This window comes from Pseudomonas sp. KH_017 (assembly GCF_057840285.1).
Window position 1 is genome coordinate 799226 of record NZ_CM174509.1, and the last position, 12780, is coordinate 812005.

Genomic DNA, 12780 nt, shown 5'->3' on the forward strand with positions numbered 1-12780 from the left:
CGCCGGGGGCGTGGCCCGGCGTCGGTTTTTATCGTGTTGCCTGTAGCCCTTAGTGCACCAGCATGCCGGTGAACCAGTAGGCCTGGGCCAACGTGATCACGCCGACAATCGTTGCAAAGAATAGGCTGTGCTTGAGGGTGAAGCGGAACAGATCCGATTCTTTGCCCACCAGGCCGGTCGCGGCACAGGCCACGGCGATCGATTGTGGCGAGATCATCTTGCCGGTCACGCCGCCGCTGGTGTTCGCCGCCACCAGCAAGGTGTCGTTGACACCGATCTGGTGTGCGGTGGTCGCTTGCAGCGAGCTGAACAGGGCGTTGGACGAGGTATCGGAGCCAGTGAGGAATACGCCCAGCCAGCCGAGGAATGGCGAGAAGAACGGGAACGCCGCGCCGGTTCCTGCCAATACCAGCGCCATGGTCGAGGACATGCCCGAATAGTTGGTGACGAAGGCGAAGGCCAGCACCATACCGATGGACAGGATCGGCCAGCGCAGTTCGTAGAAGGTCTCTTTAAAAGTGGTCAGACCAGTTTTGAGATTGATCTTCAGCACCAGCATGGAGATCAGGGCCGAGAAGAAAATCGCCGTGCCGGTGGCGGAAATCGGGTCCAGTTTGAACACTGCCGGAAGGGCGGTTGGTGCGACCACGATGGGTGCGACCTTGATCACCATTTGATCCAGGTGCGGGATGGCGAAGTTGAATACGAAGCTGTACATCGAACCGCCGGCGGCGAACATCGCCTTGAACGGTTTCAGGGTCCAGATGGTGACCAGTACAGTCAGGATCAGGAACGGCGACCAGGCCTTGAAGATTTCCCCAAGGCTGTAAGGCGAAGCCACGGTAGTGCGTTTCTGGCCGAATCCACCGACGCTGGCGCTTACCACGGAGGCCGAGACAGCGCCGACGATGTGTTGGCCGGCGGCGCGTTTTGGTTGCCAGACTTTCAGGAACAGGGTCAGGGAAATCAGGCTGGCCAGGGCCGAGGTGATGTCCGGCAGTTCCGGGCCGATGAAGTTCGAGGTGAAGTACTGGGTCACGGCAAAGCTCAAGCCGGCCACCAGCGCTGCCGGCCAGGTTTCCCGCACGCCGCGCAGGCCGTCCATCATGAACACCAGCCAGAACGGCACGAACAGCGACAGCAGCGGCAGTTGGCGACCGGTCATGGCGCCGATCTTGAACGCGTCGATGCCGGTGACTTGCCCGGCCACGATGATCGGAATGCCCAGGGCGCCGAAGGCTACCGGCGCGGTGTTGGCGATCAGGCACAAGCCAGCGGCGTACAGCGGGTTGAAGCCAAGTCCTACCAGCAGAGCAGCGGTAATTGCCACCGGTGCGCCAAAACCGGCTGCACCTTCGAGGAAGGCCCCGAAGCAGAAACCGATCAGCAAGACCTGCAGGCGCTGGTCATCGGTGATCGACAAGACCGAACTGCGGATGACTTCAAACTGCCCACTCTTGACTGTCAGTTTGTAGAGGAACACCGCTGCCACAATGATCCAGGCAATCGGCCACAGGCCATAAGCGAAGCCATACCCGGCGGCGGCGAACGCCATATCGACCGGCATCTGGAAAGCGAAGATCGCCACCAGAATCGACAAGGCCAGGGTGATGCTGCCGGCCACATGCCCTTTGAGGCGGAACACGGCCAAAGCCAGAAAGAAAAACACGATGGGGATGACGGCGGCGAGTGCGGACAGGCCGAGGCTGCCGAGCGGGGTATAGAGCTGTTGCCAGGTTTGCATATGGGGTGGCCCCTAATTGTTGTTGGTCAGGCACTGATCAGCGTTCTTGGATAATTGGTAAGACCAATTTACAATCGCTGTTGGCTAGGGTAAAAGCCTTGTAGGCGGTGTGTCAATTTGCCGCCCTAAAACTTTTGTCGAATGCGAAGTGCGCAGGTCGTCTGTCTGGTATGACCAAATGCGTTGTGGCAGGTGCTGGCGCAGCGCGGATAGGCCAGAATAGAGCCCCGGCGAGCCGTCGGATCGTGGAGTAATCGAGTTATGGGGTTTGATCAGATTCGTCAGCGCCGTTTGTCTGACGATATTGTCGAGCAGCTTGAGGGCATGATCCTCGAGGGCACGCTGAAAGCGGGTGAGCGTTTGCCGGCCGAGCGCGCGCTGGCCGAGCAATTTGGTGTGTCACGCCCTTCGTTGCGCGAAGCCATTCAGAAGCTGACCGCCAAGGGTCTGCTGGTCAGTCGCCAGGGCGGCGGCAACTATGTGGTGGAATCACTGGGTAGCACCTTCAGTGACCCCTTGTTGCATCTGCTGGAAAGCAATCCCGAGGCGCAACGCGATCTGCTGGAGTTTCGCCATACGCTGGAAGCGTCTTGCGCCTACTACGCGGCGCTGCGTGCCACGGAGGTGGATCGCGAGCGGCTGACCGCGGCATTCAACGAATTGCAGGACTGCTATTCGCGTCACGAAGAGGTGAGTCGTGCCGAAGAGGGGGCGGCGGACGCAAGGTTTCACCTGGCGATCGCCGAGGCCAGCCACAATGCCGTGTTGCTGCACACCATTCGCGGGCTGTTCGACCTGCTCAAGCGCAACGTCGTGACCAACATCGGTGGCATGTACAAACAGCGCACCGAAACCCGCGACATGTTGATCACGCAGCACCGGGAGTTGTATCAGGCAATTATCGAAGGGCGTGCGGAGCAGGCGCGGGAAGTTTCCAGCCGGCATATTTTGTATGTGCAGGAGGTGCTGGAAGAAGTGCGTCAGGAAGTGCAGCGCATGGCCCGGGCGGAGCGGCGCAAGGGGATGTAGCCAGTCGGTTCTATATTGTTTGTGAGATTGCTTTCGTCGGATCGCCGCCCGGACCAAGCCCGCTCCCACAGGTTCCAGGTCTGCCGCATAACGTCGGCATCCATGGATCTTGTGGGAGCGGGCTTGCCCGCGAAGGGGGCTCAAGGCGAAAGAATTACTCTTCTTTGCCCTTGTTGCGCACCGCACGCTGCAACTCGCGACCGGCGTCGCGTTCGCGCTCGGTGTCGCGCTTGTCGTATTCCTTCTTGCCCTTGCCCAGGGCGATCTCGCACTTGACCATGTGCTTGCTCCAGTACCAGGACAGGCACACGCAGGCGTAACCCTTTTGCTGCACGGCCGCGGCCAGCTTTTCCAGCTCGCGCCGGTTGAGCAGCAACTTACGGGTGCGCACCGGATCCGCGATGACGTGGGTACTGGCGGTCGTCAGGGGCGTAATGTGGCTGCCGAGCAGCCAGGCTTCGCCATCCTTGAGCAGCACGTAGCTGTCAACCAGCTGCAGCTTGCTTGCCCGCAGACTTTTTACTTCCCAGCCGGCCAGGACCAGACCAGCCTCGAACCGATGTTCGATGAAGTAATCGTGTCGCGCCTTTTTATTTTGCGCGATGGTCCCTGTTGGGTGTTTCTTCTGTTTAGCCATAGGGGCGGCATTATAGGGAGTTGCACGCGAGTCGGCTACGGTGTTGCTACGTGCTTGAGCAGGTTGATTGAATCCCGGACAATGCGGCCTCTTTTTTGAACGCTTGGGCGTGATAACGATGTCGACAGACAAGGTTTCTGTCCACGGCAGTTGGGCTAGCCGCTGGGTCTTCATACTCGCCGCGACCGGTTCGGCCGTGGGGCTGGGTAGTATCTGGAAATTCCCGTACATGGTCGGCGTCTATGGCGGCGGTGCCTTCGTCCTGATGTTCCTGGCCTGCATCGCGCTGATCGGGGTGCCGGTCATGCTGGCGGAAACCCTGATCGGCCGGCGTGCCCGGCAGAGCCCGGCCAATGCCTTGAAGATCCTGGCGGTCGAGGCGGGGCACTCCGCCAAATGGTCCTGGGGCGCATTTGCCGGGATGATCACGGCATTGTTGATCCTGTCTTTCTACAGTGTGGTCGGCGGCTGGTCGCTGGATTACATCATCGACATGGGGCGTGGCGACTTCCAGGGCGCGACGCCGGATCAGGTGGGGGCTTACTTCGGCAATGTGATCGCCGATCCCTGGCGCCTGACACTTTGGCACACGATTTTCATGCTGTTGTCCGCGGTGGTGATCGCCAAGGGCGTGGTTGCCGGGCTTGAGCGCAGTTTGCGCATCATGATGCCGCTGCTGTTCGTGATGATTCTTGTGTTGTTGGGCTACAGCATGACCACCGGGCATTTCATGGAGGGCGTGCATTTCATGTTCGACTTCCACCCGGAAAAGGTCATGGACGGCTTGTTGCCCGCGATGGGGCATGCGTTCTTTTCCCTGAGCGTGGGCGTGGGCTCGATCATGATCTATGGCGCCTACATGCCGAAGAACTCGTCGATATCAGGTACGGTCGTTGGCGTAGCGCTGCTCGACACTTTCGTTTCCCTGGTGGCCGGCCTGGCATTGTTTCCGATTGTGTTCGCAGCGGGCCTGAATCCGAGCGAAGGGCCGGGCCTGATGTTCGTCAGCCTGCCGTTTGCCTTCGGTAACGTGGCGTTCGGGCAATTGATGGGTGTGGTGTTCTTCGTGCTGGTGGCGGTCGCTGCCTGGAGTTCGGCGATTTCCCTGCTTGAACCGATGGTGGCCTACCTGGTCGAGCGCACTAAAGTGAGTCGTGCCTGGGTCACCTTCTGGCTGGCTTTCAGCTGCTGGTTTGTCGGTCTGGGCACGGTGTTCTCCTTCAATATCTGGAAAGAGGCCAAGTTCTTCGTGAACGAAGGCGGGATGTTCCACCTCTACCAATGGGGAGCAACCGGTGGTCTGGACTTCTTCGGTGTGATCGATTTCTTCACCTCGCGACTCATGTTGCCGCTTGGCGGTTTGTGTTTCGTGGTGTTTGCGGGCTGGATCATGGGGCGTGAAACGGTGCGCGACGAGTTGTCGATCCGCAACCCTGCGCTGTTTGGCCTGTCCTTGTTCTTGATGCGCTATGTGGCGCCCATCGGCATTCTCGTAGTGTTTGCCGCCCAGCTGTGGAAGTGACGCTGACATGACGACACACATTTCACGTTCGGCCTTGCTGCCGTACCCGGCGCAAGCGCTGTATGACCTGGTTAACGACGTGGCGCGCTATCCGGAGTTTCTGCCGTGGTGCTCGTCGGCCGAAGTCCTGGAGAGCTCACCTGAGCATATGCGGGCGAGCGTTGGCGTGGCGAAGGGTGGCCTCAGTCAGCATTTCGTGACGCGCAATACCCTGGTTCCCGGTCAATCAATCGAAATGAACCTTGAGGAAGGCCCGTTCAATCAGTTGCATGGCGTGTGGGTATTCAAGCCGCTGGGCGAGAAGGCCTGCAAGATCAGCCTCGATCTGTCGTTCGATTATGCCGGGCCGCTGGTTCGCGCCACCCTGGGGCCACTGTTCAACCAGGCGGCCAATACCTTGGTGGATGCGTTCTGCCAGCGCGCCAAGCAGATACATGGTTGAGGTCATGATTGAAGTCGAGGTGGTCTACGCGGCCGTAGACCGTCAGGTGCTGCTGACAGTGGCCGTGCCTGTCGGGACGAGCGTGCGGGCAGCTCTGCTCAGGTCAGCCGTGGCTGAGGAGTTTCCGGAGCTGGATCTGGCCAATTGCCCTGTGGGGATCTTCGGCAAGGTTGTAGCCGATCCAGAGCGTCGGTCTGTCCAGGCGGGGGATCGTATCGAGATTTACCGGCCACTGCTGGCCGATCCGAAAGAGGTGCGTCGGCTGCGCGCGGCGAAAGCTGCCGAGGCCAAGGCGCGGAATCAGTGAGTGGCTTGAACGCCAGACAATAAAAAGCCCGGGCAAGCCGGGCTTTTTATTGCGTCGCAAATTATTGCGGCGAGGTTTCCAGTGGTTGCGGCGTCGGGACCGGAACGGTTTCTACACCGTCGACGTCCTTCTGGATCTGATCCAGCAACGAACCTGGCTTGACCGGTTTTTCCGGTTTTGGCTTCTCGACGTTTTCTGCCGGGGCAGCCACTGTAGTGCCGCTGTCCTTGCCGAGAATGGCTTCGTCACGGCTCACGCCTGGCATGAAGTCACCGGAGAGGCTGACAAGCTGATCATTTGGGTTGAAGATAACGCTAATGCGTTCCTGTTGGCGTTCACCGCCACCCGGTTGCAGGCTGTACAGATAATCCCAGCGATCGGCATGGAACGTGTCAGTCAGCAGAGGGTTGCCCATGATAAACCGTACTTGCTTACGGGTCATTCCCGGGCGTAACTGGTCTATCATGTCCTGCGTGACGACATTGCCCTGCTGGATGTCGATTTTGTAAACCCCGGGGAATGAACAACCGGCGAGTGCGAGCAGTCCCACAAAGGTGAAACTGGTTAGCAAGAGCTTGGTGTTTTGCATCGGTGGGCGACTTCCACTATCTTGGCTGGGACAACGTAAACGCCGATCATACCCGCATTAAGAGAAGCTGCGAAGCAGCATCGCGAGAAAGCTGACCATGGTTGAAAATAGCGAACTACGCAAAGCCGGCCTCAAAGTGACCCTGCCACGGGTCAAAATTCTGCAAATGCTCGATTCCGCCGAGCAGCGCCACATGAGTGCCGAGGATGTCTACAAGGCCCTTATGGAGGCTGGTGAGGACGTCGGTCTGGCCACGGTTTACCGTGTTCTGACCCAGTTCGAGGCAGCTGGCCTTGTGGTGCGGCACAACTTCGACGGAGGCCATGCGGTCTTCGAGCTGGACGACGGAAAGCATCACGACCATATGGTCAACGTCGAAACCAGTGAAGTGATCGAATTCTTCGACGAAGAAATCGAGCGGCTTCAGAAAGCAATCGTCGACAAGTATGGCTTCGAGATGGTTGATCACAATCTGGTGCTGTACGTGCGCAAGAAAAAGTAAGCATGTCGCGCGAACTTGAGGTTCGCGAAACGAACGAAGGCGACCCCAGGGTCGCCTTCGTGCTTTCTGCCTTTATTTATTCAGGCTTTTGCGGCCACCACCATTTTCCTGGCGTGCGCCAGGGATTCCTTGGTGAGGTCGATGCCGCCCAGCATCCGTGCGACTTCTTCGACGCGGTCGTTTTTGCTCAATTTGGAAACGGCCGTGCGGGTGGCATCTTCGCCGCGCACTTTATGCACAAATAGATGTTGATGACCTTGCGCCGCCACTTGCGGCAAGTGGGTCACGGTCAGTACCTGCCCGCGCTCGCCGAGCCTGCGCAGCAACTGGCCGACGATTTCCGCGGTCGGACCGCCGATACCAACATCCACTTCGTCGAACACCAGGGTGGGAACGCGAGATGTCTGCGCGGTGATGACCTGAATCGCCAGGCTGATCCGCGACAGTTCGCCTCCGGATGCGACTTTTGCCAAAGCTTTCAATGGTTGGCCCGGGTTGGCGCTGACCAGCAGTTCAACCTGTTCAAGTCCGTTAGGCAGCAGTTCGTTGCTGCTGTTTGGGCGCAGTTCGATGGTGAAGCGGCCGCCAGGCATGCCCAGGCGCTGGATTTCCTGTTCCACGGCGCTGGCCAGGCTGCTCGAGGCTTGATGACGTAGATCGCTCAGCTCCCGAGCCTTTTCCTGATAGTGACGAGCATATGAAGACAACTCGTCGCTCAGCCGCTCGATGGATTCGTCGTTGGCGTTGAGGGTTTCGATTTCATCCAGCAGCTTCTGCTGCATCTCGGCGACTTCGGTCGGCTGGATGCGGTGTTTGCGCGCCAGGGTGTAGATCGCGTCGAGGCGCTCTTCAAGGTATTGAAGGCGCGACGGGTCGGCGTCGAAATTGTCGAGGAAGCGGTTCAGCTCACCAACGGCCTCTTCAACCTGGATCTGTGCACTGGTCAACAAGCTGCTGGCTTCGCCTAGCGCACCGATCGAGCTGTTCACGCTCGACAGGCGGTTGAGGCTGGCGGTGAGGGCGTTCAGTACATTTCCGGAATCACTTTCACTGCATTGCTCGACGACTTGCCGGCAGATCCCGAGCAAGGTCTCGGCGTTGGTCAGGTTCTTGTGTTCCTGCTCTAGCTGCTCCAGTTCGTTGTCGCCAAGGCCAAGGTTTTCCAGTTCTTCGAGTTGATAGCTGAGCAACTGATGGCGGGCGCGTTGCTCGTCGCCGGAATTGGAGAGTCGCTCCAGTTCCTGACGGGTCTGACGCCAGCGTTGCGCGGCCAACTGAACCTGGCGGGCCAGATCGGTCGCGCCGGCATATTCATCGAGCAGGCGACGGTGGGTATCGGTCTTGAGCAGGGATTGGTGCTCGTGCTGGCTGTGAATGTCGATCAGCAGCTCGCCCAGCGCCTTGAGGTCGCCAAGCGGGCAGGGCGTGCCGTTGATGTAGCCGCGCGAACGACCTTCGGATGTGATGACCCGGCGCAGGATGCACGGGCCGTCGTTTTCGAGGTCGCGTTCGGCCAGCCAGGCGCTGGCTTCCGGAATGTCGACCAGGTCGAAGGTGGCCAGGATGTCGGCCTTGTCGGCGCCGGGGCGGACCACGCCGCTATCGGCGCGATCACCCAGGGTAAGGCCCAGCGCGTCGAGCATGATCGACTTGCCCGCGCCGGTTTCCCCGGTGATCACGCTCATCCCGCGATCGAGTTCGAGGTCGAGATGTTCAACGATGGCGTAGTTGTGTACGGACAGGTGCACCAGCATATGGGCCGCTCCCAGGTGTTAGGTCTGGTTATTTATACAGTGTTTTGTTTCTGGCTGACAATGCCCCTCGTTAGCTCGATTCGCTTGGTCCGACGAAAGCTTTATCGCGACCGGCAATGACAAAGCAGTTGTTTTTTGTAGGGTTAATCGTTGAGCCCCCTTGAAGCCGGGTTTTGCGGCCCCATATAGCTGGGCAGAAGCGCGAGTTGAGCTCGCGGACGAAATTGAAAGGAGAAATCTATGGCTGACGAACAGACAGTGGATACGCAAAACCCAGACGCCAACCAGGCGCCCGAGGCTTCGGGTGATGACCTGGCGGCTCGTGTACAAGTGCTCGAAGAGCAACTGGCAGGCGCTCAGGATCAGGCTTTGCGTGTAGCCGCCGATCTGCAGAACGTCCGCCGTCGCGCCGAGCAGGATGTGGAGAAGGCTCACAAGTTCGCGCTGGAAAAATTCGCCGGCGACCTGCTGCCGATCGTCGACAGCCTGGAGCGTGGCCTGGAACTGTCCAGCCCGGACGACGAAAGCATCCGTCCGATGCGCGAAGGCATCGAGCTGACCCTGAAAATGTTCCAGGACACTCTCAAGCGTTATCAGCTTGAAGCGATCGATCCGCATGGCGAACCGTTCAACGCCGTTCACCATCAGGCAATGGCCATGCAGGAAAGCGCCGATGTCGAGCCGAACAGTGTTCTGAAGGTGTTCCAGAAGGGCTATCAGCTCAATGGTCGCCTGCTGCGCCCGGCGATGGTCGTGGTCAGCAAGGCGCCTGCGCCGGTTTCGCCTTCGATTGACGAGCAGGCTTGAAATCCGCCGCAAGGCCCCCATTTATAAGTCAAGCGTTTAAGTGCTACCGCAGTTAGCCACCACTGCTGCGGCAACCAAATCCAAAGTTTCGGGAGAGTGAACATGGGCAAAATTATCGGTATCGACCTGGGGACTACCAACTCCTGCGTCTCCGTGCTGGAAAACGGCAAGGCAAAAGTTATTGAAAACGCTGAAGGCGCGCGTACCACGCCGTCGATCATCGCTTACGCCAACGATGGCGAAATCCTGGTTGGCCAGTCGGCCAAGCGTCAGGCCGTGACCAATCCGCACAACACCCTGTATGCGGTGAAGCGTCTGATCGGTCGTCGTTTCGACGAAGAAGTCGTGCAGAAAGACATCCAGATGGTCCCTTACAAGATCGTCAAGGCTGACAACAGCGACGCCTGGGTTGAAGTGAACGGCCAGAAAATGGCACCGCCACAAATCTCGGCTGAAATCCTGAAGAAAATGAAGAAGACCGCCGAAGACTACCTCGGCGAGACCGTGACTGAAGCGGTGATCACCGTTCCGGCCTACTTCAACGACAGCCAGCGTCAGGCGACCAAAGACGCCGGCCGCATCGCTGGCCTTGACGTAAAACGTATCATCAACGAACCAACCGCAGCCGCTCTGGCTTACGGTATGGACAAGGCCAAGGGCGATCACACCGTGATCGTTTACGACCTGGGCGGTGGTACTTTCGACGTTTCCGTGATCGAAATCGCTGAAGTCGATGGCGAGCACCAGTTCGAAGTACTGGCCACCAACGGTGACACGTTCCTGGGTGGTGAAGACTTTGACATTCGTCTGATCGACTACCTCGTCGACGAATTCAAGAAAGAAAGCGGCATGAACCTCAAGGGCGACCCGCTGGCCATGCAGCGCCTGAAAGAAGCTGCTGAAAAAGCCAAGATCGAACTGTCCTCGAGCCAGTCGACCGACGTGAACCTGCCGTACATCACTGCAGACGCTACCGGTCCTAAGCACCTGAACGTGAAGATCTCCCGCGCCAAGCTCGAAGCGCTGGTGGAAGACCTGGTTCAGCGCACCATCGAACCTTGCCGCATCGCCATGAAAGATGCCGGTATCGACGTTGGCGCGATCAACGACGTGATCCTGGTGGGCGGTCAGACCCGTATGCCGCTGGTTCAGAAGCTGGTAACCGAGTTCTTCGGTAAAGAAGCTCGTAAAGACGTCAACCCGGACGAAGCGGTTGCCATGGGTGCTGCTATCCAGGGCGCGGTACTGGCTGGTGACGTGAAAGACGTTCTGCTGCTCGACGTCAGCCCGCTGACCCTGGGTATCGAAACCATGGGGGGCGTGATGACCGCGCTGATCGAGAAAAACACCACGATTCCTACCAAGAAATCGCAAGTGTTCTCGACTGCCGACGACAACCAGGGCGCCGTGACCATCCACGTGCTGCAAGGCGAGCGTAAGCAAGCCGCACAGAACAAGTCCCTGGGCAAGTTCGACCTGGCCGACATTCCACCAGCTCCACGTGGCGTGCCGCAGATCGAAGTGACCTTCGACATCGACGCCAACGGCATCCTGCACGTCGGTGCGAAGGACAAGGCTACCGGCAAGACTCAGTCGATCGTGATCAAGGCCAACTCCGGTCTGTCCGACGAAGAAATCGAGCGCATGGTGCGTGATGCCGAGGCGAACGCCGAGGAAGACCGCAAGTTCGAAGAGCTGGCTGCTGCCCGTAACCAGGGTGATGCACTGGTTCACTCGACGCGCAAAATGGTTGCCGATGCCGGCGATAAAGTGACTGCCGAAGAGAAGACTGCAATCGAAGCTGCCGTAGTTGCCCTGGAAGCCGCTGTCAAAGGCGACGACAAGGCTGCTATCGACGCCAAGGTTGAAGAACTGTCGAAAGTCTCCGCTCCAGTGGCGCAGAAGATGTACGCCGAACAGGCTCAGCCTGCTGAAGGCGCTGCACCGCAGGGCGACAAGGCGGAAAAGGCTGACGACGTTGTCGATGCCGAGTTCGAAGAAGTCAAAGACCACAAGTAAGTTGTTGGTCGGCCGGTTGACTGCCTTCAGGCGGTGACTGGTAGGATGTCGCCGCGCGGGAGCTTGCTCCCGCGTTGGCGTATCTGGAATACGCGAATTTTTACAGCATGCGACAAGGTTCGCGTGTTGTTGGCATGGTCGGGAATGCTCCTGCTTTCCGAGCTGAAAGTGCCATCGAAATAAAGACCAGGATCGTTGAATTGACGTGAGTTGGGTCCGGGCCTGTATTGGGGCTCAACGAGTTCGGCAGACTCAGGAGGGTTGTGCCGGACGTCCTCAAGAGTGCAAAGACTTATGGCAAAGCGTGACTATTACGAAGTGTTGGGTGTTGAGCGTGGCTCAAGCGAAGCAGACCTGAAGAAGGCCTACCGTCGCCTGGCGATGAAGCATCACCCGGACCGTAATCCCGATGACAAAGCGTCGGAAGAAATGTTCAAGGAGGCCAACGAGGCCTACGAAGTGCTGTCCGACTCCAGCAAGCGCGCGGCCTACGATCAGTACGGTCATGCCGGTGTCGACCCGAGCATGGGTGGCGGCGGTGCCGGTTTCGGTGGTCAGAACTTCTCCGACATCTTTGGCGATGTCTTCAGTGACTTCTTCGGTGGCGGTCGCGGCGGTTCCCGTGGCGGCGCGCAGCGCGGCAGTGACTTGCGCTACACCCTGGAACTGGACCTCGAAGAGGCGGTGCGCGGTACGACCGTGAACATCCGCGTTCCGACGCTGGTCAACTGCAAGCCTTGCGACGGCTCCGGCGCCAAGAAGGGTTCTGCGCCGGTGACCTGCCCGACGTGCGGCGGTATCGGCCAAGTGCGCATGCAGCAAGGTTTCTTCTCGGTGCAGCAGACCTGCCCGCGCTGCCATGGCCAGGGCAAGATCATTTCCGATCCGTGCGATTCCTGCCACGGCGAAGGTCGTGTCGAAGAGTACAAGACCCTGTCGGTGAAAGTGCCGGCCGGTGTCGATACCGGTGACCGCATTCGTCTGTCCGGCGAAGGCGAGGCGGGTGCCCAGGGTGGGCCGACTGGCGACCTGTACGTGGTGATCAACGTGCGCGAGCACTCGATTTTCCAGCGCGACGGCAAGCATCTGTTCTGCGAAGTGCCGATCAGCTTCGTCGATGCGGCGCTGGGTGGCGAGCTGGAGATTCCGACCCTTGATGGTCGGGTCAAACTGAAAATCCCTGAGGGGACCCAGACCGGCAAGCAGTTCCGTGTGCGTGGCAAGGGTGTCGCGCCTGTGCGTGGCGGTGGTGCCGGTGACTTGATGTGCCGTGTGGCGGTCGAGACTCCGGTCAACCTGAGCCGTCGCCAGCGTGAAATGCTCGAGGAATTCCGTAGTTCGCTGGCGGATGACAACAGCCATTCGCCAAAAACCACCGGTTGGTTCGAAGGCGTGAAGCGCTTCTTCGGCGATTTGTAAGGAGGCAGG

Annotated in this window: 12 protein-coding genes; 8 read left to right on the forward strand and 4 right to left on the reverse strand. The window is 59.1% G+C overall.

Annotated features, from left to right (window positions below; all coding sequences use genetic code 11):
- Window positions 1-49 precede the first annotated feature (49 nt).
- Window positions 50-1744 carry a lactate permease LctP family transporter gene (locus tag AC3IT6_RS03560; protein ID WP_489354317.1) on the reverse strand — a complete coding sequence of 565 codons (1695 nt, stop codon included), beginning with the start codon at window positions 1742-1744 and terminating at the stop codon, window positions 50-52.
- 261 nt (window positions 1745-2005) lie between these two features.
- On the opposite strand from AC3IT6_RS03560, the gene AC3IT6_RS03565 reads away from it, so the two are divergent.
- Entirely contained in the window at window positions 2006-2773 is a 768-nt protein-coding gene (locus AC3IT6_RS03565) for a GntR family transcriptional regulator (RefSeq protein ID WP_150754333.1), read from the forward strand.
- 154 nt (window positions 2774-2927) lie between these two features.
- On the opposite strand, the gene smpB is transcribed toward AC3IT6_RS03565, so the two are convergent.
- The gene (gene smpB / locus AC3IT6_RS03570) at window positions 2928-3410 is read right to left on the reverse strand and encodes an SsrA-binding protein SmpB (protein WP_007993569.1); all 483 of its coding nucleotides are present in this window, start codon (window positions 3408-3410) and stop codon (window positions 2928-2930) included.
- Between the two features lie 118 nt (window positions 3411-3528).
- Here smpB and AC3IT6_RS03575 point away from each other — a divergent pair, with 118 nt between their 5' ends.
- From AC3IT6_RS03575 to AC3IT6_RS03585, 3 genes are read left to right on the forward strand one after another with little or no spacing between them, the layout of a single operon-like run.
- Entirely contained in the window at window positions 3529-4932 is a 1404-nt protein-coding gene (locus AC3IT6_RS03575) for a sodium-dependent transporter (protein WP_489354318.1), read from the forward strand.
- A 7-nt stretch (window positions 4933-4939) separates the two neighbouring features.
- Window positions 4940-5374 (forward strand): type II toxin-antitoxin system RatA family toxin, encoded by a 435-nt coding sequence (locus AC3IT6_RS03580; protein WP_103394085.1) that lies wholly within the window; start codon window positions 4940-4942, stop codon window positions 5372-5374.
- Window positions 5367-5681 (forward strand): RnfH family protein, encoded by a 315-nt coding sequence (locus tag AC3IT6_RS03585; RefSeq protein WP_223448142.1) that lies wholly within the window; start codon window positions 5367-5369, stop codon window positions 5679-5681. The genes AC3IT6_RS03580 and AC3IT6_RS03585 overlap by 8 nt, the downstream gene beginning before the upstream one ends.
- A gap of 61 nt (window positions 5682-5742) precedes the next feature.
- On the opposite strand, the gene AC3IT6_RS03590 is transcribed toward AC3IT6_RS03585, so the two are convergent.
- Window positions 5743-6270 carry an outer membrane protein assembly factor BamE gene (locus AC3IT6_RS03590; RefSeq protein ID WP_110657812.1) on the reverse strand — a complete coding sequence of 176 codons (528 nt, stop codon included), beginning with the start codon at window positions 6268-6270 and terminating at the stop codon, window positions 5743-5745.
- Window positions 6271-6367: 97 nt separating this feature from the next.
- On the opposite strand from AC3IT6_RS03590, the gene fur reads away from it, so the two are divergent.
- Window positions 6368-6772 carry a ferric iron uptake transcriptional regulator gene (gene fur / locus AC3IT6_RS03595; protein ID WP_003197684.1) on the forward strand — a complete coding sequence of 135 codons (405 nt, stop codon included), beginning with the start codon at window positions 6368-6370 and terminating at the stop codon, window positions 6770-6772.
- An 80-nt stretch (window positions 6773-6852) separates the two neighbouring features.
- On the opposite strand, the gene recN is transcribed toward fur, so the two are convergent.
- Window positions 6853-8526 (reverse strand): DNA repair protein RecN, encoded by a 1674-nt coding sequence (gene recN, locus AC3IT6_RS03600; protein ID WP_489354319.1) that lies wholly within the window; start codon window positions 8524-8526, stop codon window positions 6853-6855.
- 240 nt (window positions 8527-8766) lie between these two features.
- Here recN and grpE point away from each other — a divergent pair, with 240 nt between their 5' ends.
- The 3 genes from grpE to dnaJ all read left to right on the forward strand — a co-directional run bounded on the left by grpE (window position 8767) and on the right by dnaJ (window position 12771).
- A complete protein-coding gene (grpE, locus tag AC3IT6_RS03605; protein WP_008047467.1) occupies window positions 8767-9333 on the forward strand; it encodes a nucleotide exchange factor GrpE in 567 nt (188 codons plus the stop codon).
- Window positions 9334-9435: 102 nt separating this feature from the next.
- Window positions 9436-11352, forward strand: coding sequence for a molecular chaperone DnaK (gene dnaK, locus AC3IT6_RS03610; RefSeq protein WP_223448140.1), 1917 nt, complete (start codon window positions 9436-9438; stop codon window positions 11350-11352).
- 294 nt (window positions 11353-11646) lie between these two features.
- Window positions 11647-12771, forward strand: coding sequence for a molecular chaperone DnaJ (gene dnaJ, locus AC3IT6_RS03615; RefSeq protein ID WP_057716482.1), 1125 nt, complete (start codon window positions 11647-11649; stop codon window positions 12769-12771).
- The last annotated feature ends 9 nt before the right edge of the window (window positions 12772-12780 follow it).

Excerpts from the sequence above, each read along its gene's own strand:
- AC3IT6_RS03560 (WP_489354317.1), bottom strand. The coding sequence starts at position 1,744 with ATGCAAACCTGGCAACAGCTCTATACCCCGCTCGGCAGCCTCGGCCTG.
- AC3IT6_RS03565 (WP_150754333.1), top strand. The coding sequence starts at position 2,006 with ATGGGGTTTGATCAGATTCGTCAGCGCCGTTTGTCTGACGATATTGTC.
- smpB (WP_007993569.1), bottom strand. The coding sequence starts at position 3,410 with ATGGCTAAACAGAAGAAACACCCAACAGGGACCATCGCGCAAAATAAA.
- AC3IT6_RS03575 (WP_489354318.1), top strand. The coding sequence starts at position 3,529 with ATGTCGACAGACAAGGTTTCTGTCCACGGCAGTTGGGCTAGCCGCTGG.
- AC3IT6_RS03580 (WP_103394085.1), top strand. The coding sequence starts at position 4,940 with ATGACGACACACATTTCACGTTCGGCCTTGCTGCCGTACCCGGCGCAA.
- AC3IT6_RS03585 (WP_223448142.1), top strand. The coding sequence starts at position 5,367 with ATGGTTGAGGTCATGATTGAAGTCGAGGTGGTCTACGCGGCCGTAGAC.
- AC3IT6_RS03590 (WP_110657812.1), bottom strand. The coding sequence starts at position 6,270 with ATGCAAAACACCAAGCTCTTGCTAACCAGTTTCACCTTTGTGGGACTG.
- fur (WP_003197684.1), top strand. The coding sequence starts at position 6,368 with ATGGTTGAAAATAGCGAACTACGCAAAGCCGGCCTCAAAGTGACCCTG.
- recN (WP_489354319.1), bottom strand. The coding sequence starts at position 8,526 with ATGCTGGTGCACCTGTCCGTACACAACTACGCCATCGTTGAACATCTC.
- grpE (WP_008047467.1), top strand. The coding sequence starts at position 8,767 with ATGGCTGACGAACAGACAGTGGATACGCAAAACCCAGACGCCAACCAG.
- dnaK (WP_223448140.1), top strand. The coding sequence starts at position 9,436 with ATGGGCAAAATTATCGGTATCGACCTGGGGACTACCAACTCCTGCGTC.
- dnaJ (WP_057716482.1), top strand. The coding sequence starts at position 11,647 with ATGGCAAAGCGTGACTATTACGAAGTGTTGGGTGTTGAGCGTGGCTCA.